1 protein-coding gene is annotated in these 1,339 nt (G+C 45.3%); it reads left to right on the top strand.

Annotated features, from left to right (window positions below; genetic code table 11):
* Positions 1 to 53: 53 nt before the first annotated feature.
* On the top strand, positions 54 to 1,339 hold a 1,286-nt coding region (locus tag QUB56_RS36910), incomplete at its 3' end, for a PP2C family protein-serine/threonine phosphatase (protein ID WP_332961305.1).

Here is a 1,339-nt window from a genome sequence, read left to right as displayed (position 1 = left end):
TTACGAACTTTTTGCGCCCGTTAAACGTTAGCTCATCAGGACGAGTCTTTGTCATGGAACGAGATGGGCAGTTAATCGCCAATTCTAGTTCTCAACCCTCTTTTGCCCAAGTAAATGGTAAGACCAAACGCTTTAATGCGTTAAATATTAATGAGCCGTTAATTCAAAGCACTGCTCAAACTCTAAAAAATCGGTTTAGTAATTTTCAGCGAATTACAAAAAGGGAAACGTTGAACTTTCAAATTAAAGGACAACGTCACTTTGTCCGTGTTCATCCTTGGCACGACGAGTTTGGCTTGAACTGGCTAATCGTGACTGTAGTTCCAGAATCCGACTTCATGGGTCAAATCAATGCTAATACTCGTAGCACAATAGGGTTGTCTCTGGTAGCGTTGATGATGGCGCTGGTGATCGGTGTTCTCACCGCTGGTTGGATTACCCGCCCCATTGAGCGGATTACCCAAGCCTCAGAAGACATGGCAGATGGCAACTTGAAGCAATACGTTAAACACACTCGCCTCGTTGAACTTGATAAGCTGGGAAACTCCTTCAACCGTATGGCAGACCAACTCAAGGAATTGTTTGAAACCTTAGAAGATAAAGTCAAACAACGCACGGCAGAACTGGCAAGTGCCAATCACGAAATTATTACCCTCAACGAGAGACTCAAGCAAGAAAATCTTCGCATGGGTGCTGAATTAGATATCGTGCGTCAAATGCAGCAGATGATTCTGCCAAACGCTGAGGAACTGAAAATTGACGGGCTCGATATTGCCGCATATATGCAGGCTGCCGATGAAGTCGGCGGCGACTACTATGATGTTTTAAACACCGATGGCGTTGTCACTCTTGGCATCGGCGATGTTACTGGACATGGACTCGAAAGCGGCATCCTGATGCTGATGGCGCAAACGGCAGTCCGTACCCTTAAGGAAATCCGCGAAACTGATCCGGTGCGGTTTTTAGATGCGCTCAACCGCACCCTTTACAAAAACGTGCAGCGCATGAATTCCGAGAAAATTCTTACCCTAGCGATTTTAAATTACTGCGAAGGATGGGTCAGCATCAGTGGACAACATGAAGAAACAATCATTGTGCGAAACGGTGGAGAGGTAGAACGTATCGACACCATGGATTTAGGCTTCCCCATCGCCCTTGACGATGACATTGCTGAGTTCATCAGTCACGTTTCACTTGAGCTACAGCTAGGAGATGGTATAGTGCTATATACCGATGGTATTCCTGAAGCACAAGACATTAAGAAAAAACAGTATGGTGTTGAGCAGATGTGTGAAGTCATTAGCCAAAACTGGCATTTATCGGCACAAGAAATTAAGCA

This window comes from Microcoleus sp. AR_TQ3_B6 (genome assembly GCF_036702785.1).
Classification (GTDB): Bacteria; Cyanobacteriota; Cyanobacteriia; order Cyanobacteriales; family Microcoleaceae; genus Microcoleus.
This window is presented reverse-complemented; position numbering and strand designations above follow the sequence as displayed.